This is a genomic window from uncultured Aureimonas sp., from assembly GCF_913775355.1.
Classification (GTDB): Bacteria; Pseudomonadota; Alphaproteobacteria; order Rhizobiales; family Rhizobiaceae; genus Aureimonas.
Genome location: NZ_CAJYIU010000324.1, coordinates 21,803 through 46,713, shown reverse-complemented (window position 1 = coordinate 46,713; position 24,911 = coordinate 21,803). Strand labels below are relative to the sequence as shown.

23 protein-coding genes are annotated in these 24,911 nt (G+C 66.8%); 13 read left to right on the top strand and 10 right to left on the bottom strand.

Annotation, left to right across the window (positions count from 1 at the left end):
• The coding region (locus QZ753_RS20005) for an alpha/beta hydrolase (protein ID WP_294646306.1) at positions 1 to 444 on the top strand (444 nt) is incomplete at its 5' end.
• A gap of 7 nt (positions 445 to 451) precedes the next feature.
• Here the strand turns inward: QZ753_RS20005 and QZ753_RS20000 are convergent.
• Positions 452 to 904 carry a DNA polymerase III subunit chi gene (locus QZ753_RS20000; RefSeq protein WP_090959837.1) on the bottom strand — a complete coding sequence of 151 codons (453 nt, stop codon included), beginning with the start codon at positions 902 to 904 and terminating at the stop codon, positions 452 to 454.
• A 5-nt stretch (positions 905 to 909) separates the two neighbouring features.
• Entirely contained in the window at positions 910 to 2,409 is a 1,500-nt protein-coding gene (locus QZ753_RS19995) for a leucyl aminopeptidase (RefSeq protein WP_294646304.1), read from the bottom strand.
• 247 nt (positions 2,410 to 2,656) lie between these two features.
• Here QZ753_RS19995 and QZ753_RS19990 point away from each other — a divergent pair, with 247 nt between their 5' ends.
• The 6 genes from QZ753_RS19990 (at position 2,657) to rsmA (ending at position 10,289) form a co-directional block, all read left to right on the top strand.
• On the top strand, positions 2,657 to 3,847 hold the full coding sequence (locus QZ753_RS19990; protein WP_294646302.1) for an LptF/LptG family permease: 1,191 nt from the start codon (positions 2,657 to 2,659) through the stop codon (positions 3,845 to 3,847).
• Positions 3,844 to 4,923, top strand: coding sequence for an LPS export ABC transporter permease LptG (gene lptG / locus QZ753_RS19985; RefSeq protein ID WP_294646301.1), 1,080 nt, complete (start codon positions 3,844 to 3,846; stop codon positions 4,921 to 4,923). The genes QZ753_RS19990 and lptG overlap by 4 nt, the downstream gene beginning before the upstream one ends.
• A gap of 1 nt (position 4,924) precedes the next feature.
• Positions 4,925 to 7,372: an LPS-assembly protein LptD gene (locus tag QZ753_RS19980; RefSeq protein ID WP_294646300.1), complete on the top strand. Its 2,448-nt coding sequence runs from the start codon at positions 4,925 to 4,927 to the stop codon at positions 7,370 to 7,372.
• A 103-nt stretch (positions 7,373 to 7,475) separates the two neighbouring features.
• Entirely contained in the window at positions 7,476 to 8,417 is a 942-nt protein-coding gene (locus QZ753_RS19975) for a peptidylprolyl isomerase (RefSeq protein WP_294646299.1), read from the top strand.
• A 1-nt stretch (position 8,418) separates the two neighbouring features.
• Positions 8,419 to 9,459, top strand: a complete 1,041-nt coding sequence (gene pdxA, locus QZ753_RS19970; protein WP_294646298.1) for a 4-hydroxythreonine-4-phosphate dehydrogenase PdxA — start codon at positions 8,419 to 8,421, stop codon at positions 9,457 to 9,459.
• Positions 9,456 to 10,289 (top strand): 16S rRNA (adenine(1518)-N(6)/adenine(1519)-N(6))-dimethyltransferase RsmA, encoded by an 834-nt coding sequence (gene rsmA, locus QZ753_RS19965; RefSeq protein ID WP_294646297.1) that lies wholly within the window; start codon positions 9,456 to 9,458, stop codon positions 10,287 to 10,289. Before pdxA ends, rsmA begins: the two co-directional genes overlap by 4 nt.
• A gap of 5 nt (positions 10,290 to 10,294) precedes the next feature.
• Here rsmA and gmk read toward each other — a convergent pair whose 3' ends face one another.
• From gmk to fabD, 7 genes are all read right to left on the bottom strand, one after another.
• Positions 10,295 to 10,984, bottom strand: a complete 690-nt coding sequence (gmk, locus tag QZ753_RS19960) for a guanylate kinase (RefSeq protein ID WP_294646296.1) — start codon at positions 10,982 to 10,984, stop codon at positions 10,295 to 10,297.
• Positions 10,981 to 11,871 (bottom strand): YicC/YloC family endoribonuclease, encoded by an 891-nt coding sequence (locus tag QZ753_RS19955; RefSeq protein WP_294646295.1) that lies wholly within the window; start codon positions 11,869 to 11,871, stop codon positions 10,981 to 10,983. Before QZ753_RS19955 ends, gmk begins: the two co-directional genes overlap by 4 nt.
• A gap of 47 nt (positions 11,872 to 11,918) precedes the next feature.
• Positions 11,919 to 13,067 (bottom strand): endolytic transglycosylase MltG, encoded by a 1,149-nt coding sequence (gene mltG, locus QZ753_RS19950; RefSeq protein WP_294646294.1) that lies wholly within the window; start codon positions 13,065 to 13,067, stop codon positions 11,919 to 11,921.
• 140 nt (positions 13,068 to 13,207) lie between these two features.
• Positions 13,208 to 14,473 carry a beta-ketoacyl-ACP synthase II gene (fabF, locus tag QZ753_RS19945; protein ID WP_294646293.1) on the bottom strand — a complete coding sequence of 422 codons (1,266 nt, stop codon included), beginning with the start codon at positions 14,471 to 14,473 and terminating at the stop codon, positions 13,208 to 13,210.
• A gap of 45 nt (positions 14,474 to 14,518) precedes the next feature.
• Positions 14,519 to 14,755, bottom strand: a complete 237-nt coding sequence (locus tag QZ753_RS19940) for an acyl carrier protein (RefSeq protein WP_026358398.1) — start codon at positions 14,753 to 14,755, stop codon at positions 14,519 to 14,521.
• 173 nt (positions 14,756 to 14,928) lie between these two features.
• Entirely contained in the window at positions 14,929 to 15,666 is a 738-nt protein-coding gene (gene fabG / locus QZ753_RS19935) for a 3-oxoacyl-[acyl-carrier-protein] reductase (RefSeq protein WP_294646292.1), read from the bottom strand.
• A 26-nt stretch (positions 15,667 to 15,692) separates the two neighbouring features.
• Positions 15,693 to 16,634 (bottom strand): ACP S-malonyltransferase, encoded by a 942-nt coding sequence (fabD, locus tag QZ753_RS19930; RefSeq protein WP_294646291.1) that lies wholly within the window; start codon positions 16,632 to 16,634, stop codon positions 15,693 to 15,695.
• 254 nt (positions 16,635 to 16,888) lie between these two features.
• Between fabD and QZ753_RS19925 the strand changes: the two genes are divergently transcribed.
• From QZ753_RS19925 to QZ753_RS19900, 6 genes are all read left to right on the top strand, one after another.
• On the top strand, positions 16,889 to 18,583 hold the full coding sequence (locus tag QZ753_RS19925) for an EAL domain-containing protein (protein ID WP_294646290.1): 1,695 nt from the start codon (positions 16,889 to 16,891) through the stop codon (positions 18,581 to 18,583).
• A 269-nt stretch (positions 18,584 to 18,852) separates the two neighbouring features.
• A complete protein-coding gene (rpsF, locus tag QZ753_RS19920; protein ID WP_055884195.1) occupies positions 18,853 to 19,290 on the top strand; it encodes a 30S ribosomal protein S6 in 438 nt (145 codons plus the stop codon).
• The gene (gene rpsR, locus QZ753_RS19915; protein ID WP_055884193.1) at positions 19,290 to 19,538 is read left to right on the top strand and encodes a 30S ribosomal protein S18; all 249 of its coding nucleotides are present in this window, start codon (positions 19,290 to 19,292) and stop codon (positions 19,536 to 19,538) included. The genes rpsF and rpsR overlap by 1 nt, the downstream gene beginning before the upstream one ends.
• 176 nt (positions 19,539 to 19,714) lie before the next feature.
• Positions 19,715 to 20,638 (top strand): DUF2232 domain-containing protein, encoded by a 924-nt coding sequence (locus QZ753_RS19910; protein WP_294646289.1) that lies wholly within the window; start codon positions 19,715 to 19,717, stop codon positions 20,636 to 20,638.
• A gap of 23 nt (positions 20,639 to 20,661) precedes the next feature.
• Positions 20,662 to 21,243 (top strand): 50S ribosomal protein L9, encoded by a 582-nt coding sequence (gene rplI, locus QZ753_RS19905; RefSeq protein ID WP_294646288.1) that lies wholly within the window; start codon positions 20,662 to 20,664, stop codon positions 21,241 to 21,243.
• A gap of 251 nt (positions 21,244 to 21,494) precedes the next feature.
• The gene (locus QZ753_RS19900) at positions 21,495 to 22,979 is read left to right on the top strand and encodes a replicative DNA helicase (RefSeq protein WP_090959883.1); all 1,485 of its coding nucleotides are present in this window, start codon (positions 21,495 to 21,497) and stop codon (positions 22,977 to 22,979) included.
• 40 nt (positions 22,980 to 23,019) lie between these two features.
• Here QZ753_RS19900 and poxB read toward each other — a convergent pair whose 3' ends face one another.
• Positions 23,020 to 24,741 (bottom strand): ubiquinone-dependent pyruvate dehydrogenase, encoded by a 1,722-nt coding sequence (poxB, locus tag QZ753_RS19895; RefSeq protein ID WP_294646287.1) that lies wholly within the window; start codon positions 24,739 to 24,741, stop codon positions 23,020 to 23,022.
• Positions 24,742 to 24,911: the final 170 nt, after the last annotated feature.

Here is a 24,911-nt window from a genome sequence, read left to right as displayed (position 1 = left end):
CACATTTCGCAGGTCGCGCTGGTCGGCTGGAGCGACGGCGGCATCATCGGCCTCGACATCGCGATCCGCCATCCGGAGCGCCTCTCTCGCCTTTTCGTGCAGGCGGCGAACGCGACGCCGGACGGCTTCCTCGGCTTCAAGCCCGACGATCCGAACCGGCCGGAGCTGAAGCACTACGACAACATCAAGGACGAGATCGAAGCGCTCTGGGCCAACGAGCCGAACTTCTCGCAGGCCGAACTCGAAACGATTCCGGTGCCGACCGAGATCGCGATCGGCGAGCACGACGAGGCGATCAGCCGCGAGCACACGGAGTATCTCGCCTCTACCATCCCCGGCGCCAAGCTTCTGATCCTGCCCGCAGTCGGCCATTCCGCTCCGCTGGAAGACCCGGACGGCTACGCCTCCGCCGTCCTCAGCTTCGTGGACGGGACGACGACTTGATCGCCGCTCATGCCTTCTTCGCCCAGCGCCCGCCTTCGGTCTGCTGCCAGTAGGTCACGGCGTGCCCAGCGGACTTCTCGGCCTTCCAGCGCTCGCGCGCGGTTGAGAGCTGGTCGGGGTCGTCACCGTCGAAAAGGTAGACGCCGCGCTGGTAGGGCGTGAGATCGACCGGTACGGCTCCTTCCACCATGAAGCGGACATGCGGGTCGTTGGCGCGCTGCTCGGGCTCGATCGTCAAGAGGATCGGCTGGAGCGCGCCTCCCCCGTCGGCATCGGAGCCGTGGGGAAGGAAGCTGTCGTCCTTGTAGGTCCAGAGGTGCTGGTCGAGCGCGTCGCGGCGCTCGGGCGTCACCGCCTGCACCACGACGCGCCAGCCGCGCGCGACCGACTTCTCGAGGAGGTCGGGCAGCGCGTCCTCCATCCGGCTTTCGGTCAGGTGATAGAACAGCACCTCGGCCATGCGGCTCAGCGCGCCTCGTAGTGATCTTCCACGAGCTTGTTGAGGAGCCGAACCCCGAAGCCCGAGGCCCAGGACTGGTTGTACTCGTTCGCGGGCGAGCTCATCGCGGTGCCGGCGACGTCGAGATGCGCCCAGGGCACATCGTTGACGAAGCGCTGCAGGAACTGAGCGGCGGTGGTAGCGCCCGCGGCGCGGCCGTTGCCGACGTTCTTGATGTCGGCGAACTTGCCCTCGATCATCTTGTCGTACTCCTTGCCGAGCGGCATCCGCCAGACCTTCTCGCCGGTCTCCAGCCCCGCGGCCAAAAGCCGGTCGGCCAGTTCGTCGTTGTTTGAGAAGAGGCCGGCGTGATGGTTGCCGAGCGCCACGATGATCGCGCCGGTCAGGGTCGCGAGGTTGACGATGAACTTCGGCTTGAAGCGCTCCTGCGTGTACCAGAGCGCGTCGGCCAGCACGAGGCGACCCTCGGCGTCCGTGTTCAGCACCTCGATGGTGGTGCCCGACATGGCCGTCACGATATCGCCCGGGCGCTGCGCGTTTCCGTCGACAGCGTTCTCGACGAGGCCGACCACGCCGATGGCGTTGACCTTGGCCTTGCGGCCCGCGAGCGCCCGCATCAAGCCGACGACGGCGGCCGAGCCGCCCATGTCGCCCTTCATCTCGTCCATGCCGGCCGCCGGCTTGATCGAGACACCGCCCGTGTCGAAGATCACGCCCTTGCCGACGAAGGCGACCGGCGCCTCGCCGTCCGCGCCGCCGTTCCAGCGCATGATGCAGAGGCGCGGCGGCATCGGCGAACCCTGCGCCACGCCGAGCAGCGCGCGCATCTTCAATTCCGCCATTCGCGCCTCGTCCAGCACCTCGATCTCGAGCCCGTCTGCGGTGAGCGCCTCGATGCGGGATGCGTATTCGGTCGTGGTCAGGACATTGGCGGGCTCGTTGACGAGATCGCGCGCGAGCATGACACCCTCGGCCAGCGCCTGTGCGGCCGCGAAGGCCTCGCGCGCCTCGTCAGGGGTCGCCGAGGCGATGGTGTAGGTGCGGGAGGTCTCGGCCTCCGCCTCCTCGCCCGGTGTCGACTTCTTCGACTTGTAGCGGTCGAACTTGTAGGCGCGCAGGAGAATGCCGAGACCGATCGTCGCAAGGTCGCGCGGCGTCGCGGTCGTCGCGCCTCCGTCGCCCCACACCGTGACCGGTCCCTCGCCCTTCGTGCCGCCCGCGATCGTGCCGCCGAGCCGCAGCCACTCCTCCTCGCCGAACGGCTTGTCGCCAGCGGTGCCGACCACGACGATGCGCTCCAGCGACGAGCCGGCCGGCGCGATGGCCTCGACGGTGGAAAGCTCCTTGCCCTTGAACTTCGCGACGCCGATCGCCTTCTGCACGGCGTCCGCCACATCCGGCGCGACGTCGGACGGCAGGGTGCCCTCGCTTCCCGCGAGGATGACGAGCGTGCCCGTCCCGGGCATCTGGAGCGGTGCGAAGGCGATGGTGGGCTGGACGGACATGCGGTCTCCGATGCGCTATCGAGGCGCCAAGACCTGTGCCCCGGCGCTAGGGGATTCGGTCGTCATTCTGGTGACGGAGTGTTGCATTGCAAGGGTCGTGCTGGGAGCGACAAAGCGTTAACCATGTTTGTTCGCCCTTCTTTAGCCAAGCTGGCTCAGTCTACGGCGGCCTAGTATGTCGAACCGAGCGGTTCGGTACCGCGCCGGAGAACGGCGGTTTGAACGGGACTGTCGAGACGACCACGGCATGAAGCTGATCGAACGATACATCTTCCGCAGAGCTCTGGCCTACACGGCCGGCTCGCTCACGGCGCTCGTTCTGATCGTCTGGATCGTGCAGGTCCTGCAGCGTCTCGACATCGTGCGCACGACGGCGACGGCTGCGGGCGACATCTTCTGGATTGCGCTGATGCTGATGCCGGATCTCGCAGCCGGGGTCCTGCCCTTCGCGCTGCTGATCGGCGCGGTGCAAACGCTGAATTCGCTGAACGCCGACTCCGAGCGCGCGGTGATCGCGGCGTCCGGCGGCTCGCGGAGCGTCATCACCAAGCCGATCCTGATTCTCGCGGCTGCCGCGGCCGGGCTGATCCTGTTCAATTCCCACGTCGTCGGCCCCGCCGCCTCCAGCGCGTTCCAGAACGGCATCCGCTCCATCAACGCCGACGCGATCAGCCTCTTCCTCCAGCCCGGACGCTTCGAGCAGGTGCAGGACGGGCTGATCATGAGCATCGACGAGGCCCGCGGCCCGAACGTGCGCGGCCTCTTCCTCGCCGACACGCGCGACCCGACGCTCGACCTCACCTATTTCGCTCGCGAAGCGTCGATCGTGGAGCGCGAGGGGCAGTCCTATCTCGTCCTCGACGACGGACAGCTCCATCGCAAGCGCAACGGCGACGGCTCGGTCTCGATCATCGAGTTCCAGACCTACGCCTTCGACCTCGCCAATCTGCGTCCGGTCGAAACGCGCGACTGGGTGCGCATGTCCGAGCGCTCGACGCGCGAACTTCTCAACCCCGACCCCAACGATCGGGTCTACCAGCTCCATCCGAACCGCTTCACCGAAGAACTCGCGCAACGCCGCACGGACTGGCTCTATCCCATTGCCTTCGCACTCTGGGCGCTGATCGTCGCGGGGCACCCGCGTACCAACCGTCAGGGTCCGGGCCCGGCGATGGCGCTCGGGCTCGGCGGATCGCTTCTTCTCAAGGCTGGTGGCTTCGTCGCTCTCTCGCTGGTCAGCGACGACCCGCGCTACGTGGCGCTGGCCTACGGCCTGCCGCTCGGCGCGATCGCGCTCGACCTCGTGCTCCTGTGGCGCAACGTCAACGTCAGCGAGACACGGGCCGTGCGGGCCGTGAGCGAGGCCATGCTCTGGATCGGTGCCCACCTCCGGCGCCTCGTCCCAAGCAGCCGGACCGGAAAGGCGGCCGGCGCATGACGCGGTGGACGCTGAACCTCTATTTCCTCCGCCGCTTCCTGGTCAGCTTCCTGTCGACCTTCGTGGCCGTGTTCGCGCTCGTCTACCTCGTCGACATGATCGAGGTCAGTCGCCGCGGTCTTCCCGGCGACGTCGGCTTCGACACGATCGCGACGATCTCGGCGCTGCGCGTTCCCGCCTTCATCGAGCAGGCGTTCCCGTTCATCGTCCTGTTCTCGGCGATCTTCACGCTGGTGTCGCTGAACCGGAAGATGGAGCTCGTGGTCGCCCGTGCGGCGGGCGTGTCGGTCTGGCAGATGCTGGCGCCGTTCATCGCCGGCGCCTTCCTTATCGGCGTCGTGTCGGTCGCGATCTACAACCCCCTCGCCTCCTTCGCGCAGGGCAAGGCCGCGCAGCTTCAGACCGAGAACGCCGGCTCGATGCAGACGACGACCGAGCGCGCACCCTGGCTGCGCCAGAGCGGCAAAGGCGTCGAATCGATCATCGGCGCGAAGGTCGTGGCCGATCGCGGCGCGACCCTCGGCAGCGTGACGGCGTTCCTGCTCGATGGCGAGGGCGTGGTGCGCGAGCGCATCGACGCGCCGGTCGCCCACCTGCGGGACGGCGCCTGGCACATCGAGGACGCCAGCGTGACCCGAATCGGATCGCCGCCCGTCAACGAAGGCGAGCGTGTGATCCCGACGACACTCCTGCCCGAATACATCGAGCAGCGGCTCGCCGATCCCGAGACGATCTCCATCTGGGAACTTGCGCCCAAGATCGAGGTCGCCCGCAGTCTCGGCTACAATGCGGATGCCTTCGCGATGCGGCTGAACGCCTTGATCGCAAGGCCTGCGCTGTTCGTCGCGATGGTGCTGGTCGCCGCAACAGTGGCTGTGCGTTACACGCGCATCGGCCAGTCCGGACGCATGATCGTCAGTGGTATCGCGGCCGGCTTCGTGCTTTACGTCGTTACTTTCCTCGCGCAGGCGCTGGGAAGCAATTCCGTGGTTCCGCCCGTCATCGCGGCGTGGTTCCCGGTCGTGGCGGCAGGATTGTTCGGGACGACGATCCTGCTCCATCAGGAGGATGGTTAGTATGACAGCGAGGGGGAACCCGCGCCGTGCCGAGACCGGGGGCTGGTCGAAGGCGAAGGGCGCTCTGTTGGCGGGTGTGGCCGTGGCCGCCCTCGCCTCAGCTTCGCCTGCGCTGGCGCAGGCTTCGCTCGGGCAGCTCGGCGGCTCCGTGTCGGTGCCCGAGGGAACGCAGCTGTTCCTGGAAGCCGACACCGTCACCTACGACAGCGACCGCCAGGTCGTTCGGGCCGCCGGTGGCGTCCAAATCGACTACGGCCCCTACAAGCTCGTGGCGAAGGACATCGTCTACGATCAGGCTAGCCGGAGGCTCGTGGCCTCGGGCGACGTCGAACTGATCGAGCCGACCGGCAACCGGATCTATGCCGACTCCATCGACGTGACCGACGACTTCGCGAACGGATTCGTTCAGGCGCTCCGCATCGAGACGCCGGACAACACCCGCTTCGCTGCCGGCCAGGCGGTCCGCCGCGACGGCGCGGTGACGACGTTCGAGCGCGGCGTCTACACGGCCTGCGAAGCCTGCGAGAAGCACCCCGATCGCCCGCCCCTGTGGCAGGTGAAGGCGCGTCGCATCGTCTGGGATCAGAACGCCAAGGTCATCCGATACTACGGCGCGCGCTTCGAGCTGTTCGGAAAGCCGCTTGCCTACCTCCCCTACTTCGCCTCGCCGGACCCCACCGTGAAGCGGCAGAGCGGCCTTCTTGCCCCCGCGTTCAAGTCCTCCGACAAGACCGGCTTCGGCGTTCGCATACCCTACTATTTCGCGATCGACGATTCGTCCGACGCCACGATCGCCGGCACCTACTTCACCAAGCAGGGCTTCCTCGCCGAGGCCGAATACCGCAAGGCCTTCGAGAACGGCTACATCACCCTGCAAACGGCCGGCATCAGCCAGGCCAACCCCGAGCGCTTCGGCGATTTCCGGTCGGACAACGTCACGAGCTTCGCCGATCCGGTGGACGATGCCCGTGGCATGGTCGGCACGACCGGGCGCTTCGCCCTCAACGATCGCTGGACGTTCGGCTGGGACATTCTCGCCCAAACCGACCCGAACTTCTCGAACGTTTATGAGATCCAGAACTTTTCGCAGATCTATCGCACGTCCGAGGTCTATCTGACCGGGCTCGGCGACCAGAGCTTCTTCGACCTGCGCGGCCAGAAATTCGACGTCCAGACCGAGAACACGCTGACCGACCGCGTCCAGCCCTATGTCTGGCCGACGCTCGACTATCAGCGGATCGAGGAGAACCCGGTTCTCGGCGGCCAGCTCGAGTACAACGTCAACGTCACGAACCTCACGCGGAACGCGTCGAGCCCCGGTTTCCTTCTGATCTGCCAGAGCGAGTTCACCGTCTCGGGCATCTGCGAGCAGGGCAACGGCTTCCCGTTCCGCACCGACTATTTTCGGCGCAACGGGCTGGAAGGCGACTATTCGCGCGCGACCTTCGACGCCCGCTGGCGCCGGACTTACACGACCGACGGTGGTCTACAGATCACCCCCTCGCTTTCCGGCCGCGGCGATCTCTACCGCGCCGACATGAGCCAGATCGGCTACGCCAACGGCACGGCGTTCGGTCTCGGCGGCGTAGAAGTGGACGAGGCCGGTGGCCGCGCGATGGCGACGGCCGGGCTGGAAGCCCGCTACCCCTACCTGATCGAAACCGCGAACACGCAGCACGTCATTACCCCGATCGCGCAGCTGCTTGTCCGCCCGAACGAGATGGACGCGGGCCGACTGCCCAACGAGGACGCCCAGAGCCTCGTCTTCAATGCGGCCAATCTCTTCGACGAGGACAAGTTCTCGGGCTACGACCGCATCGAGGGCGGCACGCGCGCCAATGTCGGCGTCCAGTACAGTGGCGTCTTCGGCGCCGGCTACTCGCTCGATGCCCTGATCGGCCAGTCGTTCCACATCGCCGGCGACAACCCCTACGCGCAGATCGACTACGCGCTCGTCGGCTTCGAATCCGGCCTTGAGACCGACCGCTCGGACTACGTGTCGGCCGTCGCGCTCTCGACGCCCTACGGCGTCAGCCTCGGCGCGCAGGGCCGCTTCGACGAGAAGACGCTCGACGTGAACCGTGCCGATGTGATGGCCGGCGTCACCGTCGGCCGCCTCGACACTGCGGTGACCTACTCGCTGATCGGTGCCCAGCCGATCTACAGCTTCCCGCAGGATCGTCATCAGGTCACGACGTCCGCGTCGCTGAAGGTCACCGATCAGATCCGTACGTTCGGCTCGTTCTCCTACGACATCGAGAACAAGGCGGTGATCAACCGGTCCTTCGGCGTCGGCTATGCCGACGAGTGCTTTAGCCTCATCGCCGAGTACCAGAACACGAACGACCGCTACAACCTCCAGTCGTCGGAGTCGAAGCTGATGTTCAAGCTTGCGCTGCGCACGCTTGTCGACGCAGATTTCGGTTTCGGGCTTGGAAGCGGCGGCTGATTGCGGCTAGAAGACCATCGTTTCGCCAAAGCTCGACGCTAGCCATGCGTCGAGCGCGAAGGCCGTTGGGCACGCTGGCGGGAATCGGGAGACACGAGAGACCATGATCGCACGCAACTTCACCGTCCGACTTGCGGTCTGTTCGCTGCTCGCCTCGCCCCTCGCGCTGGCCGCGACCGCCACGTTCTCCTCGCCCAGCATGGCCGAGTCCGAGATCAAGGTGGTGGTCAACAAGCAGCCGATCACCACCTACCAGATCCAGCAGCGCGCGGCGTTCCTCAAGCTGCGCCGGGCGCCGGGCGGGACCGAGGCGGCCACGAACGAGCTGATCGACGAGGCGATCAAGCGTCAGGAAATCGCACGACGCCGCATCAACATTCCCGACGCGGCGATCGACGAGGCCTTCGGCCGCTTCGCCAAGGACAACAAGCTCACCGAAGCCCAGCTGGCTGAAGTCCTGTCGCGCGCGGGCTTCTCCGCCAAGGGCTTCAAGGACTATATCCGCGTCCAGATGGGCTGGGGCCAGGCGGTGATCGCCAATGTCCGCCAGACCGAGCGGCTGTCCGAGCAGGATGTCGTCGCGCGCATGCTGAAGGAAGGCGGCGCGAAGCCCAAGGTCACCGAATACTCGCTCCAGCAGGTGATCTTCGTCGTCCCCAACGACAAGCGCGGCGCGCAGCTTGACCGTCGCATGTCGGAGGCTAATAACCTTCGCCAGCGCTTCACCAATTGCCAGGCGACCTACGAGACCGCGCGCGGCCTGCGCGACGTGACCGTTCGCGATCTCGGCCGTGTCGCCGAGCCGGAGCTTCCGCCGCGCTGGAAGGACGACATCATGAACACGAGCCGCGGCCGCGCGACCAAGCCGCAGGCGACCGAGCGCGGCGTCGAACTGATCGGCGTCTGCGACACGCGGACCGTGTCCGACGATCAGGTGGCTGCGATGGTGTTCCAGGAGAAGGACCTCGCTGCCATGGGCAAGAAGGAGCCCGACAAGGACTACCTGAACAAGCTGAAGGACAAGGCGACGATCGTCCGTCGCTGACGTGTCCTCCGCGCTCGCTTCCCTTCCGCTGGCCGTATCGGTCGGCGAGCCCTCCGGTGTCGGCGTCGACATCACGCTGGCGGCCTTTCAGCGCCGCCAGTCCCTCGGCCTCCCCCGCTTCTTTCTAATCGCCGATCCCGAGATGGTCGCGCGACGCGCGGAGCGCCTCGCCCTCGACGTTCAGGTGCGGACCATCGGCAGCCCGGCCGAGTGCGGCGCCGACGGGGGGTTCCTCGACATCCTGCCGCTCGTCAACCCGCATTCCGAAGCGCCGGGCCGCCCCGATCCCGCCAACGCGGCCGGCACGATCGAGGCGATCGACCGGGCGACGCGACTCGTTCTCGACGGCGCCGCTGCGGCCATCGTCACCAACCCGATCGACAAGAAGGCGCTCTACGACGCCGGCTTCCGCCATCCGGGCCATACGGAATACCTGGCCGATCTCTGCACGAGCCTGACAGGCCGGGCGTGCCAGCCCGTCATGCTCCTGACGGGCCCGGACCTCTCCTGCGTGCCAGTCACGATCCATATCCCGCTGGCCGACGTGCCGGCGACGCTGACCTCTGAACTCATCCTGTCGACCGCCCGCATCGTGGCCCGTGACCTCAGCGTCCGCTTCGGACTGGAGCGTCCGCGCCTCGCGTTGTCAGGCCTCAATCCGCACGCGGGCGAGCGGGGTGCGATCGGTCGCGAGGACGAGAACGTCATTCGCCCTGCGGTCGAGATCCTGCGCACGGAAGGGTTCGACGTCGTCGGCCCGTTGCCGGGCGATACGATGTTCCACCCGGAAGCCCGCGCGCGTTACGACGTCGCCGTCTGCATGTATCACGACCAGGCCCTCATCCCCGCCAAGACCCTCGCCTTCGACGAGACCGTCAACGTGACCCTCGGACTTCCCATCATCCGGACGTCGCCCGACCACGGAACGGCAGCCGATCTGGCGGGGACCGGCACGGCGCGGCCGAACAGCTTCATCGCGGCCCTTCGTCTCGCGGGCCGAATGGCGGGAAATGGCGCTGCGGTCGAGGACGCGGCAGCTTGAGCGTCGCGTTCGACGGTTTGCCGCCGCTCCGCGAGGTGCTGGAGGCGCACGGGCTCGATCCGCGTAAGGCGCTCGGCCAGAACTTTCTCCTCGATCTCAATCTGACCGGGCGCATTGCCCGGCAGGCCGCGCCGCTGGAAGGCACGACCGTGGTGGAGGTGGGGCCGGGTCCCGGTGGGCTGACGCGCGCGCTCCTCGCGCACGGCGCGGGCAAGGTCATCGCGATCGAGAAGGACCCGCGCTGCATCCCGGCGCTGGAGGCGATTGCTGCCCACTACCCCGGTCGCCTTCACGTCATCGAAGGCGATGCGCTGGCGATCGATCCGGCGGACCTGACCGACGGTCCGTTCAAGATCGTCGCCAACCTGCCCTACAATGTCGGCACGCAGCTCCTCTTGAACTGGATCACGGGTCCCGCCTGGCCCCCGCGCTGGACCGACCTGACGCTGATGTTCCAGAAGGAGGTCGCCGAGCGGATCGTGGCCGGGCCGGACGACGATCACTACGGGCGCCTCGGCGTCCTGTGCGGATGGCGTTGCAACGCGGAGATTCTCTTCGATGTCTCGCGCGAGGCGTTCACGCCGCCCCCGAAGGTGACGTCGGCGATCGTCCGCATCGTACCGAAAGCGGCTCCGCTTTCCGCCCGTCTTGCCGACATCGAGCGTGTCACGGCCGCCGCCTTCGGCCAGCGCCGGAAGATGCTCCGGCAGAGCGTCAAGCCGATCGGCGGAGAGGCGCTTTTGAACCGCGCGGGCATCGACCCGACGCGGCGGGCCGAAACGCTGTCGGTCGAGGAGTTCGTTCGCCTCGCCAACGCACTGGCCGGCTGACGGGATCAGATCCCGTCGAGTTTGCCGATATCGGCGGACGCCTGTTCGAGAAGAACCGAGGTGAAGTCGAAGAGGCCCGGGCGCCGGTCCCGGCGCAGACGCTCGGCGTTGACGATCGACTGCACGGCGGAGAAGGCACGGTTGAGATCGTCGTTGATCACGACATATTCGTAGTCCCGCCACCGCTCGATCTCGACCTTCGCGTTGCGCAGGCGCATGGCGATCGTCTCGCTCGAGTCTTCGGCGCGACGCAGAAGGCGCGACTTCAACTCTTCCATCGACGGCGGCAGGATGAAGATCGACACGATATCGGCCTTCGCCTTTTCCTGCAGCTGAAGCGCGCCCTGCCAATCGATGTCGAACAACATGTCGCGCCCGTCCCGCATTGCCCTCTCGGCGGCCTCGCGCGGGGTTCCGTAGAGATTGCCGTGGACCTCGGCCCACTCGAGCAACGCGTCGCCATCGCGAAGGCGGAAGAACTCGTCACGCGAGATGAAGTGATAATGCACGCCGTCGATCTCGCTCGGGCGGCGCGTGCGGGTCGTCACGCTGACGGACAGGGAGAAGCGGGTGTCCTGCTCGAGAAGGCTGCGGGCGATGGTCGACTTCCCGGCTCCGGACGGCGACGAAATGACGAGCATGAGCCCGCGCCTGGCGATCCGGATGGGGGACTCGATGTCGGCCTGAAGTTTCATTCGATGTTCTGAACCTGTTCGCGCAACTGGTCGACGACGACCTTCAACTGAAGGCCGATGGCGGTCAACGAAGCCGCATTGGACTTGGAGCACACCGTATTCGATTCCCGGTTAAATTCCTGCGCCAGGAAGTCGAAGCGGCGGCCGATCGGCGCGTCCTGCGCCAAAAGCTCGTGCGCCGCGTGCAGATGGGCCCTCAATCGGTCGAGTTCCTCGCGGATATCGGCTCTCGTGGCGATCAAGGCGGCTTCGGCATGAAGCCGCGCCGGATCGAGCGAGCCGGCGGCCTCCGTCAGTTCGGCCACCTGACGGGCGAGGCGATCGCGGATGACGTCCATCCGACGGCTCGGATCATTCTCGGCGTCTTCAACGAGGCGCCCGATTTCGCGAAGGCGATCTTCCAGGATCGACTGCAGCTGCCGCCCTTCTCCAGCGCGGGACACGACGAGACGCTCCACGGCGTCTTCGAGGGCTGCAAGGATATCGCGCTGGCGCAGTGCGTCGTCCTCGGGACTGGGCACGCGCTCGGCCACGTCGATGACGCCGCGCAGAGCCAGCAGGCCGTCGGCGGACGGCAGCGTCGCGTGCCCGTCCCGGACGAGCTCCCCCGATAGCCGCAGCACGGCGTCCAGCATCTCGCGATGGATGACGAACGGCAGCGCTTCGTCGGCTGCCCGGCGGACACTGAGCGAAACCTGAACATTGCCTCGGCCGAGACGGCTGCCCACGATGCGGCGGACCTCCGCCTCGATCCCCTCGAACCCCGGCGGGAGACGCAGACGGACTTCCAGCGTCTTGCCGTTGACGGAGCGCAGTTCCCAAACGAAGTCCGCTCCCGCGGTCGCGCCCTCCACACGGGCGAACCCGGTCATGCTGTTCACCGGCATCCGCTCAACAACGCTCCTCGATCCGCCGGGTCCGGCTCACTGCGGCTTCACTGTGCAACGGCAGGGTCGTCCGGCGAGGCGGCGTCGGCCCGCCCCGCCGCGGCGGCGCGCTCGATGTCGCGGTAGCGCCGAACGTTGGCGTTGTGCTCGTTCAGCGTGCGGGCGAAGGCATGGCCGCCTGTGCCGTCCGCCACGAAATACAGGTCCTTGGTGTCCAGCGGATGCGCGACCGCTTCCAGCGACGCCCGCCCGGGATTGGCGATCGGGCCGGGCGGAAGGCCGCGGATCACATAGGTGTTGTAGGGGCTGTTGCTGGCGATGTGCGACTGGCGGATCGGCTCGTCCGACGGTTTGCCGGCCCCGCCCCAGACCCCGTAGATGATCGTCGGATCGGATTGCAGCCGCATGCCTTCGCGCAGACGATTGATGAACACCGAGGCCACATGCGGACGCTCTGACGCGATGCCGGTTTCCTTCTCGACGATGGAGGCCAGCGTTACGAACTCGCCGATGTCCTTGACCGGAAGGTCATCCTGACGGCCCTTCCAGATCTCTTCGACGAGTTCCGACTGCGCTTCCTTCATGCGATCGACCATCGCGGCGCGGGTCATGCCGCGCGTGAACGTGTAGGTCTCCGGCAGGAGCGTTCCCTCGGCGACCATCGGAGGCATGTCGCCCACCAGCACCGGATCGGACTCGAGGCGGGCGTAGATCTGCTGGATCGTCCAGCCCTCTGGGATCGTCACGGCGTGCTGGATGGAATTGCCGCTGCGAAGGGTGTCCATCACGTCGCGCATGCTGGAGCCGGGGGCGAAGGCGTACTCGCCGGCTCGAATGCCGGTATCGCCGCGACCGCTTAAGCCCTCCATGGAGGCGACGCGCACGCCGTACTCGAAGACCTGGGCGTCGCTGACGATGCCGGCGCGCTCCAAGCCGGCCGCAATGCTCTCCAGCCCTGCCCCGCGATTGACGAGATAGGTCGCCTCGGTCTTCAGTGGCCCTGTGCTGTCGAAGGTCTGCTTGCCCCAGTAGAAGACCAGTCCGCCCGCAATCGCCGCCAGCAGCGCGAGGCTGAACCCGAAGTTCATCAGGATGACGAAGCCGTTCCGCGCATGGCGCGATCGGCGCTTCGGTTTGGTGCGGCGGGTCGGCTCCTCGCCGGCTGGCGGAAGCTGTTCGTCGAAACCATGGGTCACGGCGGACCTCCCTGTACCAGTTGCAGGTGAGCGCCCGTCCTTCGCGCCCGCCCGGCCAGACCACCGGCGGACGCAGCCGCCCGACTGCCGGTATCACTCAGCAGGTAGCAACATTCGAATGTGGCGAAAGCCCGTAGGCTTCAGCTTTCGAAGCGCCGCAGGACCACCGATGCGTTGGTGCCGCCGAACCCGAACGAGTTCGACAGGGCGATATCGATCTGCTTCTCGCGCTTCTTCAGCGGGACGAGATCGATCTTGGTCTCGACCGACGGATCGGCGAGGTTGAGAGTCGGCGGAGCGACGTTGTCGCGGATCGCGAGCGTGGCGAAGATCGCCTCCACGGCGCCCGCGGCGCCGAGAAGATGCCCGATCGCGGACTTCGTCGAGGACATGGCGATCGTCGACGCGGCGTCGCCGACGAGGCGCTCGATCGCGCGTAGCTCGATCTCGTCGCCGAGCGGCGTCGAGGTGCCATGCGCATTGATGTAGTCGATCTGATCGGCGGTGATGCCGGCGCGCTTCAGCGCGGCCTTCATGCAGCGATAGGCGCCGTCACCGTCTTCGGCCGGTGCCGTGATGTGGTGCGCGTCACCGGAGAGGCCGTAACCGATGACCTCGGCATAGATGCGGGCACCGCGCGCGCGGGCGTGCTCGAGTTCCTCGAGAACGACGATACCGGCACCCTCGCCCATGACGAACCCGTCGCGGCCCTTGTCGTAGGGGCGCGAAGCGGCCGTCGGGTCGTCGTTGTAGCTGGTGGAGAGGGCGCGGCAGGCCGCGAAACCCGCGAGCGACAGGCGCCCGACCGGGGATTCGGCTCCGCCAGCGACCATCACATCCGCGTCGCCGAGCATCACGAGGCGCGCTGCGTCGCCGATCGCATGAGCGCCGGTCGAGCAGGCGGTGACGACGGAATGGTTCGGACCCTTCAACCCGTTGCGGATCGAGACGTGGCCCGACGCGAGGTTGATGAGGCTGCCCGGAATGAAGAAGGGGCTGATCCGTCGCGGGCCCTTCTCGGCCAGGATCAGCGAATGGCGCTCGATGCCTTCGAGACCGCCGATGCCCGATCCGATCAGAACGCCGGTGGCGCACTGGTCGTCGTAGCTTTCGGGATGCCAGTCGGCATCGTCGAGGGCTTCGGCAGCAGCGGCTACGGCGTAGACGATGAAATCGTCAACCTTGCGCTGCTCCTTCGGCTCCATCCAGAGATCGGCGTTGAACGTGCCGTCGGAGCCGTCACCGCGCGGGATCTGGCATGCGATCTGACAGGGCAAGTCCGAGACGTCGAAACTCTCGACCCGGCGAGCCGCGCTGCGGCCCTCCAGCAGACGCTTCCATGTCACATCGACGCCCGCCCCGAGAGGGCTGACCATTCCGACGCCGGTGATGACGACTCGTCTCATTCCGAACTCTTAAAATGAAGGGCGGGCTTAGCCCGCCCGCCGATCTCAGGCCTGGTTCTTCTCGATGAACTTCACGGCGTCGCCGACCGTGAGGATCGTCTCGGCCGCATCGTCCGGAATCTCGACGCCGAACTCTTCTTCGAACGCCATGACGAGCTCGACCGTGTCGAGGCTGTCGGCACCGAGGTCGTCGATGAACGAAGCGTTCTCGGTGACCTTCTCCTGCTCGACGCCCAGGTGCTCGACGACGATCTTCTTCACCCGTTCAGCGGTATCGCTCATGGTCATTCCTCTGTTGAGATGGCTTTCGCCGTTTCGTTAGCCGCCGGGGTCCCGTTAATCAAGCGTTACCCCGCCAGTGCTGATCCGAGCCCCATCTGCCAGATGTGGGCGGATTCGGTAGATCGGCGAGACCTGCGGCTTAGCATGGCGAAAGCGCGCTGGCCAAGCCGGGTTCAGATCATCGCCATGCCGCCGTTGACGTGCAGCGTCTGGCCCGTCACGTAGGCCGCCTGCTCCGACGCGAGATAGAGCGCCGCCGCCGCGATCTCGGACGGCTGGCCCATGCGGCGCATGGGGATCGCCCCCATGATCGCTTCCGTCTGCTTCTCGTTGAGCTTGCCGGTCATGGCGCTTTCGATGAAGCCCGGCGCGATACAGTTCACGGTCACGTTGCGCGACGCGATTTCCTGGGCGAGCGACTTCGAGAAGCCGATCATGCCGGCCTTCGCCGCGCAGTAGTTGGTCTGGCCCGGGTTGCCGGTGACGCCGACGATCGAGGTGATGTTGACGATCCGGCCGTAGCGGCGACGCATCATCTGATGGGTCAGCGCGCGTGTGAGACGGAAGACGGCCGTCAGGTCGACCTCGAGGACGCGGTCCCAGTCGTCGTCCGACATACGGACGAACAGCCCGTCCTTGGTGATGCCGGCATTGTTGACGAGGATGTCGACACCGCCGAGTTCCTTGTCGGCGGCTTCGGCAAGACCGCTCTGCCCTTCGCGACTGCCGAGGTCCGCCGGAAACACATGGACGCGCTCGCCGAGCGAGCCAGCGAGTTCATCGAGCTTCTCACGACGCGTGCCGTGAAGCCCGACGGTCGCGCCGGCCTGATGGAGCGTGCGCGCGATGGATTCGCCGATGCCGCCGCTGGCGCCCGTGACGAGGGCCTTGCGGCCGGAAAGATCGAACATGTGCCGCTTCCTTGCGTTGGAGAATGTCAGGCGAGGCGCGACAGCGCCGGCTCGATGTCGGCCGGCTTGCCGACGCTGACGGCCGACAGACGCGAATCGATGCGCTTGGCGAGACCCGACAGGACCTTGCCGCTGCCGACCTCGAACAGGAGATCGACGCCGCCGTCGGCGACATAGGTCATGCTTTCGCGCCACCGCACCTGACCCGTCACCTGCTCGACGAGATGCGTCCGGATTTCCTCCGGGTCGGAGATCGCCGAGGCGAGGACGTTGGCGACGAGCGGAACCCGCGGCGAGACGAGCGTCGCCGTGGCGAGCGCCTCCCGCATCTTGTCGGCGGCCGGCTGCATGAGCATCGAGTGGAACGGGGCCGACACCGACAGGGCGATCGCGCGCTTGGCGCCGGCGGCCTGCGCAGCCTCCATCGCGCGCTCGACCGCCGCCTTCGTGCCGGAGATGACGATCTGTCCCCCGCCGTTGTCGTTGGCGATCTGGCAGACGCCGCCCTGCCCGGCCTCCGCGCAGACGGACTGCAGCGTCTCGTGGTCCAGTCCGAGAATGGCGGCCATCGCTCCTTCGCCGGGGGCGACGGCGGCCTGCATCGCATCACCGCGGATCCGCAGGAGTCGCGCGGCGTCGGCGATCGACAGCGAACCTGCGGCGGCGAGCGCAGAGTATTCTCCGAGCGAATGGCCGGCGACGAACTCGGCGGAGCGACCCAGATCGAACCCGCGGGCCTCCATCGCCCGCATAGCCGCAAGCGATACGGCCATCAGCGCCGGCTGGGCGTTGGCGGTGAGGGTCAGCTTGTCTTCCGGGCCGTTCCAGATGACATCGCTCAGCTTCTCGCCGAGCGCCTCGTCCACTTCCTCGAAGACGCGACGGCTTTCGGGAAAGGCATCCGCGAGTTCACGGCCCATTCCGACGGCCTGGCTTCCCTGTCCCGGAAAAACAACCGCGAGCGTCATCGCTTTCTCCCACTTCGTTCGAATGTCGCGTAGTGAGGAGACGGGCGCGGCCTGTCAAGGCGATGCGCCCCGTCGCGGGGCGCATTCACGCTTGGCTGCGCACGGAACGCTCGTCGCGGCGTTAAGACCTCGGAAACCCTGGCACCCTTACGCTGCGGCAGTCGTTGGCACAAAACCGGTCGCCGAGACCTTTAGTGACCGGACCGAGGGCGCAGTCCCTCGGCGCGACAAACATGAAGCAGGGAGCGAATCGAGTGACGGAACGCACGGATCACACCGGGCGGGATGGTCGCGGTCTTGTATCGGCCCCGACCACTCACCGCGACTTCGAAATCCTTTCCACCGTTCCGGTTGGCGTGCTCGTCCTGCGTCGCGACGCATCCTTTCTCTTCGCCAACGAAGCCGCTGCGAGCCTGTTCGGCGGAACCGCTGCGCTGTCCTGCCTCGCCGAGACGTTCTGCCCGACGGACGGCACGGACCTGGAGGACAACCTGCGCCAAGGGCATCGCTTCGAGGCCATCGTCGCGGGCATGGACAGCCATCGACAGGTGATGGTGAGCGTCGCGGAACTGGCGAGAGCCGACGAGCCCGACTTCGTCGTCAGCCTAACCGACATCACCGAACTGAAGCGCGCCACCGAACATGCGGAGTTTCTGGCGCATCACGACCCTTTGACACGGCTCGGCAACCGTACCCTTCTCCAGTCCGTATGGGATGCGGTGGAGGAGCGGCTCTCCGCGGGGGAAGCCTATATCCACGCGCTGGCCCTTGATCTCGACCGCTTCAAGGAGGTCAACGATCAGCACGGCCACGCGATGGGCGATCTGGTGTTGCGGCAGGCGGCCGAGCGCATCCGCATGGCGGTCGGCGATGCCGGCCAGGTCTTCCGCTTCGGGGGCGACGAGTTCTTCGTGATGCTGGACGGACTGTCCCGAGAGACGGCCGTCGAGGTGGGACGCCAGATCGTCGAGACGGTCGGCGAGCCGATGTCCGTTCTCGGTCACCGGATCACGATCGGCTGCTCGGTCGGCATCGCCTCTGCGCCGCTCGACGGCACCCGCCGGGACGCACTCCATCGCGCCTCCGACATCGCCCTCTACGACGTCAAGCATCAGGGGCGCGGCGATGTCGCCTGCTTCGACCCCCTCCGCGAGCAATCCATGCTCGACCAGCGCCTTCTGCAGGCGGATCTGATCGTCGCGATGGCGAACGATGCCATCGAACTGCGCTTCGAGGCGCAGCACGACAGCGTATCCGGTGAGAACGAGAGCGTCGAAGCCGACCTGAGCTGGACGAACGCAAGGACCGGCCAGACGCTCGCTGCCGAGGATCTGAGGGCGCTGGCCGGGGAAGCCGGCCTGTCGTATCTCTTGGATCTCTGGTCGGTTCGCCATGCGGTCTCGCGGTTCGTCGAGCGCCACCCGGCGGGCAGCACCTGTCGCCACGTGGCGGTGACGGTCGACGCCGCGACGTTGAAGAATCCCGACCTCGTCGAGGCCGCCCTACGGGTCTTGGCGGACTGCGGACTGTCGCCGGATCGGCTCGAACTGCAGGTCGTGGAAAGCGCCGTCCTGGCGTCCTGCGATGCGCTGACGCCCGCGATCCGGCGCCTGACGGAAACGGGCGTGCGGATCGTCATCATCGGCTTCGGCGCCGGGCGGCCCGACCTCGGCTATCTCCGCTCGCTGGGCGTCGCGCGGCTGAAGCTCGACCGCAACCTTGCGGCGCGCATTCTCGGCGACGCGGACGCCGAGGCGATGATGGGAGCGGTCTGGACGCTCTGCCAGCGCCTCGGGATCGAGATGTCGGCCGACGGGATCGAGACCGATCGTCAATGGCGCGCCCTGCGACGCTTCGGACGCATGCGAGCGCAGGGGCCCTACTTCGCCGGCAGCGCAGAGCCGACCTCGGCGACCGTCAACCCCTGCGCCGACGCGGGCCTCGGTTGATCCGCGCCGGTTGCGGCTTGCCATCCGGGCCGTCCTCGTCTATGGCGTGCACCGTCATTGCCCGTGCGTTAGCCGGGGGCTGAACGGAAGGCGGTTCGTATCGGAACCGCTGGTTCGGGTTCGTACCCTGTCCGACTTCCCGTGTTCCCGCTCTCGACCGTCTCTATCGACGCGCCTTTCCGCCTTCGGCCGTTACGGCCACCAGGAGAGTCGCAGAGGCTTAGCCGCTGTCGCCGGGCAAATGCGCAACCGATGGAAAGGCAAACGCCATGGCTCTTTACGAGCACGTTTTCCTTGCCCGACAGGACATCAGCGGCCAGCAGGTCGAGGCGCTCGTGGATCAGTACCGCGGCGTGATCGAGGCCAATGGCGGCAAGGTCGGCAAGGTCGAGAATTGGGGTCTGAAGACCCTCACCTACCGGATCAAGAAGAACCGGAAGGCGTACTACACGCTGATGAACATCGATGCGCCGTCCGCGGCCGTCGACGAAATGGAGCGCCAGATGCGCTTCAACGAGGACATCCTGCGTTACATGACGATCCGCGTCGAAGAGCACGACGAGGGTCAGTCCGCGATGATGCAGAAGCGCGACGACCGTCCGCGTCGCGGCGACCGTGACGGTGGCGATCGCCCCCGCCGCGAGGATCGCCCGCGTCGTGAGGACGATGATCGTCCGCGCCGTCCGCGCAACGAGGAGGCCGCGTAATGGTCGACATCGCCCAGCTCCCCACGCGCCGTCCATTCCATCGTCGTCGCAAGTCCGACCCGTTCGCGTCGGGCGACTCGCCGAAGATCGACTACAAGGACGTCCGTCTCCTGCAGCGCTACATCTCCGAGCGCGGCAAGATCGTTCCGTCGCGCATCACGGCGGTTTCGCAGAAGAACCAGCGCGCCCTCGCCCAGGCGATCAAGCGCGCCCGCTTCCTCGGGCTCCTGCCCTACGTCCTGAAATAAGGACGGCGGGGCGCCTTCTCGCAGGCGCCCTCATCAGAGATCGGGCGGCGGACCTTCAGGCCCGTCGCCTTCCCTGTTTCACCGCGTTCGGCACCGGTGGAATCGATGGGATTCCAAGAGCCGAGTTGGGGCGATCGGTCCCCTAACTGCCGCAGGCAGGACAGCGAAACGAGCCCATGCCATTCACAGCCCTCCCCATCGGATTGGTCGCCGGCGTTGCCGCGGCTCTTCTGTTCGCCGGACTGGTCACCCAGTCGCCGGGCGCCGTGGTGCTGGCTCTCGCGGCTCCCATCCCCATTTTCATCGCAAGCCTCGGCTGGGGCAGCCGCGCCGGCTTCATCGCAGCCGCGACTTCGGCGGTCGCGATCGCGGCGTTCATGGGCACGTTCCTGTCCGGCCTCACGATGCTTCTCGGCTCGGCTCTGCCGGCAGCCGCGATCGGGCATATGGCGGGCCTCGCGCGCCCCCGCGACGACGGCAAGGGGCTCGACTGGTATCCGCTTCCGCGCCTGCTCTTCGCCATTCTCGCCATCGCCGCGGTGACCTGCGTCATCCTCGGCCTGCTCCTGAATTATGATGCTGCCGGCCTGGAGACCGCCGTCACGGAGGCGCTGTCGTCGCAGCCTGACAGCCCGATCAGCGATCCGCAGCAGCTGCGGGCCTTCGTCCGCTTCGTCGTGTCGGCGATCCCGTTCCTGCAACCCCTGATCACGGTCCTCGCCCTGGTCGCCTGCCTCTACGTCGCGGCCGCCGTCACTCGCCTCAGCGGCCGTCTGCCGCGTCCGAAGGACGACATTCCGGCAACGACGTCGCTGCCTCGCGCGGCGCTGCCGATCTTCGCCGTGGGGCTCGCCGCCTCGTTTCTCTCGGGCACGCCCGGTGTGCTGGGAGCCGTGGTGGCGGGTGCCTTCGGGACCGGGTTCACGCTGGTCGGTCTTGCCGCGATGCATCGCCGGACGCGCGAGAAGCCCGCGCGCGGCCTGATCCTGTTCTCGGCCTACGGCGCGATCTTTCTTCTGACCTTCCCGCTTCTGGCCTTCCTGGTCCTCGGCCTGTTCGACACGGCCCGGCACCGGCGGCCCAATTTTTCGCAAACCTGACCACTTACCAAAGGAAAAAGACCATGGAAGTCATCCTTCTCGAGCGTATCGCCCGCCTCGGCGGCCTTGGCGACACCGTGCGCGTGCGCGACGGCTTTGCCCGCAACTACCTCCTCCCGACCGGTCGCGCGCTCCGCGCCAACGAGGCGAACCGCGCCAAGTTCGAGTCGCAGAAGGCCTCGCTCATCGCCCGCAACGACGAGCGTCGTTCGGAAGCCCAGAGCGTTGCCGATCAGCTCGACGGCCTGCGCCTCGTGATCGTCCGCTCGGCCGGCGAGACCGGTCAGCTCTACGGTTCTGTCTCGGCGCGTGACATCGCCGACATCCTGAAGGAGCAGGGCTACAACGTGAACCGCAACTCGGTGGAGCTGAATGTTCCGATCAAGGCGATCGGCCTCCACACCGTGAAGCTCAACCTCCACGCCGAGGTGCAGGTCACGATCGAGGTCAACGTCGCCCGTTCGCAGGAAGAGGCTGAGCGCCAGGCCAAGGGCGAGAAGCTCAACTCGGCCGACGCGATCTACGGCGAGAACGAGGATGCCGTGGTTCCCGGCGGTGGCGAGTTCTTCGAGGAAGGCGCCGAGGACGAGGACGACCGCGGCTGATAAGTCTCAAGCGGCGGGCGAACGGCCCACTGCAGCTCGTTGCAAAAAGAGGGGTTTCCGGCTTTGGCCGGAGGCCCCTTTCTCGTTCCTGAGGCCGTTTAGCGGGCGAGCTCATCCACAGCTTGTCCACCGGCTTTCCCGAGGCCATCCACTGCGCGCCGTGCTTTTTCCGGTCCTCGCTCTCGAACCGTTGGCCCGGAACGCCCAACTCGGATAAGAGGAATGTTTACCCAATCCGACGAGGTCGAGCGATGGCGGAAGCCGCACGCAAATTCGAGGAGGAGGCGCCGCTCTACCGCGAGGCGCCGGCCAACATCGAAGCCGAACAGGCGCTTCTCGGCGCCATCCTGGTGAACAACGACGCCTATTACATCGTCCACGACTACCTGAAGCCCGAGCACTTCTACGAGCCGATCCACCGGGAGATCTTCTCCAAGGGCTCGGCAATGATCCGCATGGGCAAGATCGCGACGCCCGTGACGCTGAAGACGTTTCTTCCGGCGAACGACCGCATCGGCGACATGACGGTCGCGCAGTATCTCGCCCGGCTCGCGGCCGAGGCGACGACGATCATCAACACCAACGACTACGGCCGCGCCGTCTACGACATGGCGCTGCGCCGCTCGCTGATCCGCATCGGCGAGGACATGGTCAACGCCGCCTTCGACGCGCCGGTGGACGCCGAGCCGAAGGAGCAGATTGAGGACGCCGAAAAGGCCCTCTTCTCGCTGGCTGAGACGGGCCGCTACGACGGCGGCTTCCAGTCGTTCGAGGACGCGATGGCGCTGGCCATCGAAATGGCGGGCGCCGCCAAGGACCGCGACGGCGGCCTGTCGGGCATCTCGACCGGCATCCGCGAGCTGGACCGCCGTCTCGGCGGCCTCCAGCATTCCGATCTCATCATCCTCGCCGGGCGTCCCGCGATGGGCAAGACGTCGCTGGTGACCAACATCGCCTTCAACATCGCGGCCGCCTACGAGCCCGCCGAGCAGGCGGACGGCTCGTTCAAGGCGGCAAACGGCGGCGTCGTCGGATTCTTCTCGCTGGAAATGTCGGCCGAACAGCTGGCGACGCGTATTATCTCCGAGCAGTCGGAGGTCTCGTCCTCGAAGATCCGTCGCGGCTCGATCACCGACGCCGAATACTCCAAGCTCGTCGCCTGCACCGAGATGATGCAGAAGGCGCCGCTCTACATCGACCAGACGGGCGGCATCTCGATCGCCCAGCTCGCGGCGCGCGCCCGGCGCCTCAAGCGTCAGCGCGGCCTCGACGTGATGGTCATCGACTACGTTCAGCTGATGCAGGGCTCGGCCAAGACCGCCGGCAACCGCGTGCAGGAGATCACCGAGATCACGACCGGGCTGAAGGCGCTGGCGAAGGAACTGCACGTCCCGATCATCGCCCTCTCGCAGCTGTCGCGCCAGGTCGAGAACCGCGACGACAAGCGCCCGCAGCTGTCCGACCTTCGCGAATCCGGCTCGATCGAGCAGGACGCGGACGTCGTGATGTTCGTCTATCGCGAGGAATACTACCTGCAGGCGAAGGAGCCGAAGCTCGGCACCGACGAGCACATGAAGTGGCAGCAGGAGATGAACGAAGCCCGCGGCAAGGCGGAAGTGATCATCGCCAAGCAGCGCCACGGACCGACGGGCGCCGCACAGCTGGCTTTCCAGGCCGAGTTCACGCGCTTCACTGATCTCGCCGAGGAAAGCCACCTGCCCGAGCGCTACGAGTAGGCGGGCCGCCCGCGACACTCGTCGCAGGCGGCTTGATCGGTCAGCGAAGAAGGTTCGTCGTGGCGAGTTCGACGACCTCGTCGCCGCGCCCGGACATGATGGCGCGAAGCATGTAGAGGCTGAAGCCCTTCGCCTGCTCCGCTTGGATCTTCGGCGGAAGCGAGAGCTCCTGCCGCGCCGTCACGACGTCGACGAGCGCGGGCCCGTCATACGCGAAGGCTTCGCGGAGCGCCGGTTCCAGCGCATCCGAGTCCGACACGCGGATGCCGTACAGGCCGATCGTCTGCGCCATCGCTGCGAAATCCGGGTTCTGGAGATCGACATAGGTCGGCAGGTAACCCGCCGCCTTCTGCTCCATCTCGACGAACCCGAGCGAGCCGTTGTTGAAGACGACGATCTTGACCGGCAGCTTCATCTGGACCGCCGTCAGGAGTTCGCCCATCAGCATCGCGAGTCCGCCATCACCCGAGAGGGATACGACCTGCCGATCCGGAAAGGCCGCCTGCGCGCCAAGGGCCTGCGGCAAGGCGTTGGCCATCGAGCCATGGTTGAAGGAGCCGATCAGGCGGCGGCGTCCGTTCATCCTGAGGTAGCGCGCAGCCCAGACCGAGGGCGTTCCGACGTCGGCGGTGACGATCGCATCCTCGCTGGCGAGGTCGCTGACGAGCCGCGCGACATATTGGGGATGCAGCGGCTTGTAATCTCCGCGCGGCGTCGCGAGATCGTCCAGTCCTTCGCGCGCCTTTCGATAGTGGGCGAGCGCGGCGTCGAGGAACGCCCGGTCGCGGCCCATTGCGATCCTGCCGGCCAGCGCGGAAGCGAATTCACCCGCATCGGCCTCGACAGCCAGATCGAGCGGGACGCGACGGCCCAGCGCCGATGGGTCCGTGTCGACCTGAATGACTTTGGCGCCTTTGGGATAGAAGTTGCGATAGGGAAAGTCGGTGCCGAGCATCAGGAGCACGTCGCACTCCATCAGGGCATGATAGCCCGACGAGAAACCGATGAGCCCGGTCATCCCGACATCGAACGGGTTGTCCCATTCCATGTGCTCCTTGCCGCGATAGGCATGGACGATCGGCGCGGCCAGCCGATCGGCCAGGGCGACGACCGCGTCGTGCGCCCCGGCCGTTCCGGCGCCCGCCAGGATCGTCACCCGCTCCGACAGGTTGATGAGTGCGGCCGCTTGCGCCAGCGCCGCCTCGTCGGGCAGGCGGCGTGCGGGTATGGGGGCGGCGAACGGAGGCACCTCGCCTTCGATGTCCAGCATCGAAACGTCGCCGGGCAGGACGATCACCGCCACGCCCTTGCGCGCGATCGCCGTGCGCATCGCGCGGTGCAGCACTTCCGGCATCTGGCGGGGGTTGCTCACCAGCTCGCAGAAATGGCTGCACTCTCGGAACAGCTCGGTCGGATGGGTCTCCTGGAAGTAGCCTAGGCCGATCTCGCTCGACGGGATCTGGGCCGCGATGGCAAGGACCGGCACGTGATTGCGCTGGCAGTCGTAGAGGCCGTTGATGAGGTGAAGATTGCCGGGCCCGCAGCTGCCGGCGCAGACCGCGAGGTTGCCCGTCGCGGTCGCATCGGCTCCCGCAGCGAAGGCGGCGGCCTCCTCGTGCCGCACGTGGAGGAAGTCGATACGGCCGTCCTTCGCCTGCGCGGCGGTCAGCGCGTTCAGACTGTCGCCGGTCACCCCCCAGATGCGTTTGACGCCGGCCTCGGCGAGGGTCTGGATCATCAGTTGAGAGATCGTGGTCATCACATACTCCGGCGCCGGCTGCGGCTCTTCCGTTGACCGTGCCAGAACGACACCTTCCAGAGACCGTTCCCTGCGCAAGCAGCGATGCAGCCATGCGTTTCGAACGAGGCGCACGACACGCTGCCGACCGTGCGCTGACGCTTGTTTCCCGTTTGTTCTCATGCCATCTACGG

Bases quoted from the DNA above. Each gene is read 5' to 3' on its own strand.
- QZ753_RS20000 (WP_090959837.1), bottom strand. From the start codon at position 904: ATGGCCGAGGTGCTGTTCTATCACCTGACCGAAAGCCGGATGGAGGAC.
- QZ753_RS19995 (WP_294646304.1), bottom strand. From the start codon at position 2,409: ATGTCCGTCCAGCCCACCATCGCCTTCGCACCGCTCCAGATGCCCGGG.
- QZ753_RS19990 (WP_294646302.1), top strand. From the start codon at position 2,657: ATGAAGCTGATCGAACGATACATCTTCCGCAGAGCTCTGGCCTACACG.
- lptG (WP_294646301.1), top strand. From the start codon at position 3,844: ATGACGCGGTGGACGCTGAACCTCTATTTCCTCCGCCGCTTCCTGGTC.
- QZ753_RS19980 (WP_294646300.1), top strand. From the start codon at position 4,925: ATGACAGCGAGGGGGAACCCGCGCCGTGCCGAGACCGGGGGCTGGTCG.
- QZ753_RS19975 (WP_294646299.1), top strand. From the start codon at position 7,476: ATGATCGCACGCAACTTCACCGTCCGACTTGCGGTCTGTTCGCTGCTC.
- gmk (WP_294646296.1), bottom strand. From the start codon at position 10,984: ATGAAACTTCAGGCCGACATCGAGTCCCCCATCCGGATCGCCAGGCGC.
- QZ753_RS19955 (WP_294646295.1), bottom strand. From the start codon at position 11,871: ATGCCGGTGAACAGCATGACCGGGTTCGCCCGTGTGGAGGGCGCGACC.
- fabF (WP_294646293.1), bottom strand. From the start codon at position 14,473: ATGAGACGAGTCGTCATCACCGGCGTCGGAATGGTCAGCCCTCTCGGG.
- QZ753_RS19940 (WP_026358398.1), bottom strand. From the start codon at position 14,755: ATGAGCGATACCGCTGAACGGGTGAAGAAGATCGTCGTCGAGCACCTG.
- fabG (WP_294646292.1), bottom strand. From the start codon at position 15,666: ATGTTCGATCTTTCCGGCCGCAAGGCCCTCGTCACGGGCGCCAGCGGC.
- fabD (WP_294646291.1), bottom strand. From the start codon at position 16,634: ATGACGCTCGCGGTTGTTTTTCCGGGACAGGGAAGCCAGGCCGTCGGA.
- rpsF (WP_055884195.1), top strand. From the start codon at position 18,853: ATGGCTCTTTACGAGCACGTTTTCCTTGCCCGACAGGACATCAGCGGC.
- rpsR (WP_055884193.1), top strand. From the start codon at position 19,290: ATGGTCGACATCGCCCAGCTCCCCACGCGCCGTCCATTCCATCGTCGT.
- QZ753_RS19910 (WP_294646289.1), top strand. From the start codon at position 19,715: ATGCCATTCACAGCCCTCCCCATCGGATTGGTCGCCGGCGTTGCCGCG.
- rplI (WP_294646288.1), top strand. From the start codon at position 20,662: ATGGAAGTCATCCTTCTCGAGCGTATCGCCCGCCTCGGCGGCCTTGGC.
- QZ753_RS19900 (WP_090959883.1), top strand. From the start codon at position 21,495: ATGGCGGAAGCCGCACGCAAATTCGAGGAGGAGGCGCCGCTCTACCGC.